This window comes from Limnohabitans sp. DM1 (genome assembly GCF_001269385.1).
Lineage (GTDB): Bacteria > Pseudomonadota > Gammaproteobacteria > Burkholderiales > Burkholderiaceae_C > Limnohabitans_A.
Genome location: NZ_CXOO01000086.1, coordinates 1 through 2,930 on the forward strand (window position 1 = coordinate 1; position 2,930 = coordinate 2,930).

1 protein-coding gene is annotated in these 2,930 nt (G+C 54.6%); it reads left to right on the forward strand.

Features of this window, described 5'->3' with window-relative positions:
• Positions 1 to 2,541, forward strand: a 2,541-nt coding sequence (locus AMM33_RS21475; RefSeq protein WP_194945678.1) for a cadherin repeat domain-containing protein, incomplete at its 5' end; no start/stop codon positions are given.
• Positions 2,542 to 2,930: the final 389 nt, after the last annotated feature.

A 2,930-nucleotide genomic window follows, 5' to 3' on the forward strand; every position in this document is an offset into this window, starting at 1 on the left:
AAACCAGTGGCCAACTTCAATGGTGCGGTGGATCTGAAGTTCAAGGCGGTGGACACCAGCGCGACTAGCAACGAGTCTGCGGTGGTGACAAGCACCTTCAACTTCGGCAACGTCAACGATGCACCGGTGTTGGCCGACACGACGCTGGCTTTGTCGGCTGTGGCGCAAGATGCACCCGTGCCAACGGGTGCTGTCGGCAGTTTGGTCAGCAGTTTGGTGGGGGGTGTCAGTGACGTTGACGCCTCGGCTTTGAAAGGGGTTGCGATCACAGGTGTGGGCAATGGCACCTTGTACTTCAGCACCAATGGCGGCAGCACCTGGACGGCGGTCACGGGTGCCAGCAATACCAATGCCTTGCTGTTGGGCTCGGATACGGATAACCGACTTTACTTCAGGCCTGCATCGGGCTACTTCGGTACATTGAACGATGCAGTCACCATCAGGGCCTGGGACCAGACCAGCGGAACCGAGGGCAGCTACGTCAGCACAGCGACTAGCGGAGGTGCCACTGCCTTCTCGAACACGACAGACACCATCAGTCAGCAGGTGGTTCGGCCTGTTACGTTCAATACGGTGTCAAGCGACAACCAGATTGTGATGAACGAAGCTGTTCCCTTAACGGGAACAGCCGACCCCAATGCCACCGTGAACCTCAACATCAACGGCACCATGCGCACTGTGGTGGCCGATGGTTCTGGCAATTGGTCTTACAGCTCAAAGCTGGTACCTTTGATGCGCTATGTGATGGTGCGCGATGTGCTCGATGGCACGTCCGGGTCAAGCAGCACGGGATTTTTGTCGCTGTCAGAGCTTCGCGTCATGGTCGATGGTGTGGATGTCGCAGCTGGGCGGGCTGTGACTCACGGAACAGGCAAGGTCTTGGCTGGTGACACTTTGACGACGACCAGCCTTTTGACTGATGGTAGCACTGGAACTCATGTTGAATATGGTGGCGTTGCAAATGCGGAGGTGTGGGTCGAAGTTGATTTGGGTGATTACTACCGTGTGGACACGGTCGAGGTGACTCCTCGTTCCACCTGGCCTGACCGGTTGAATGACGCCAAAATTTATACGTCCTTGACGCAGCAAAGTCTGGCCACATCGGCCGAGTTGCTGACGGCGTCCAACGCGAATCCACCTACTGTGAAGATCACCACAATCAGTGGTCTCGTACCCGGCACCACGCCGTTTGTGGCCACGCAAGCCAATGCCACCGACGATGATCCTTTCGTCAATGGCACCAACGTCATCACCGCTACGCAAACCGCAGGAGGTCTCAGCAGCAGCGATACCGAAAACGTGGTCTGGAAAGCAACTGCTGGTACTACTGACATCACAGCGCCCGTCTTCAGCAGCGGCAGTGCTGTCTCTGTGGCGGAAAACACCTCTACGGCCACCACAATTTATAACGCCCAGGCCACCGATGCGGGTGGTGCTGCTGATGTGGGCATTACCTACAGCTTAGGTGGCGTTGACGCCGCACGGTTCAACATCAACGCCAGCACGGGTGTGGTCACTTTCAGGGCCGTGCCTGACTTTGAGGCCCCCGTCGATACGGGTGGCAACAACGTTTACAACATCATCGTCTTCGCCCGAGACGCCAGTTTCAACAGGAGCAGCCAGGCAGTGACGGTCACAGTGACCGACGTGGCTGCAGCCCCTGTGGTGCTGGACTTGAACCGCGATGGCACCTTCAGTTATGGCGAGGTGGTCATGGATGTGAACAGCGATGGTGTTGTGGATGTGACGATGTGGGCTGCAGCCCAGGACGGTATCTTGGTGTGGGACAAGTACGGGGACGGGATGGTGTATGACCACACGCAGTACAGCTTCACGCTTTATGGGGGAGCAACCGACTTGGCCGGTTTGGCAGCCGGTTTTGACAGCCATCGTGACAACAAGTTCAACGCCTTGGATGCCCAGTTCTCCGAGTTCATGGTCTGGCAAGACCAGGACCAGGATGGTGTGAGCGATGCGGGTGAGGTGCGCAGCCTGAGCGATTGGGGCATCTCCGAAATCGATTTGCTTAGCGACGGGGTGCAACGCACGCCTGCAGAGGGTGTGATCGAGGCTGGCCGCAGCACGGCCTCAACCCGTGATGGGCAGACCCTTTTGGTAGCCGATGCGGCTTTTGAGTACCGCAGCGCCACGCCCGAAGAGTTAGCAGAGCATGCGCTGACTCAGGCTTACACCCAGATGGAGGACCGGTTGCTGGATCTGGGTGCATTGCTGAGTGAACTGGGCACACAACAGATTGGCTCAAGCTTGGGAGCGGCAGATCTGCGCAGGGATGCGGGTGTCAACGAGGTCCGTATGAGTTTGTCCGATGTGCTGAGCCTTGATTCGCAGGAAGGGCTGTATCAGCAAACCTTGACCGGTGATGCAAACGATCAGATGTTGTGCACCGAAGGGACTTGGACGACACAGGAGCCCGTGCTGAATCTCGTCGAGCAGAGCTATGTGGTTTACAGCGATGGTTCGAATGCATCGGCTCAACTGCTGATTGATCAGCAAATGTCTAGCCAGTATCCATTCTTTTAATCGAAGCAGCTGAGCCCTGCTAGAGGCTTGATTGTCTTCGTGAAGGCCCCTTACATCCCAAAGGGTGTAGGGGGTCTTTTTTCTGGGTGTTTATTCCCATGAATGAAAATTATTTGAGGTTACCCCAATTGGGTAGATGATTTGCTGCTGTGCGTGAAAAGTGATTGATGAATTTATTTTTTTTGTTATATTTCATCAATAAAACTGATTTTCAAATGATAAAAACCTATAATTTACTAACTTAACAGTAAAATAGTTGTGCTCTGTCTGTGGGGTGTGTTGTATCCATTTCAGAGCAGAAGTCTGATTTTTTTAAACCAAAGGATGCTTACAAGCTGCCGATTTGGCGTTGAAGTTTTGCCAAAGAGGGAGGCTGTCAAAAAATTGCC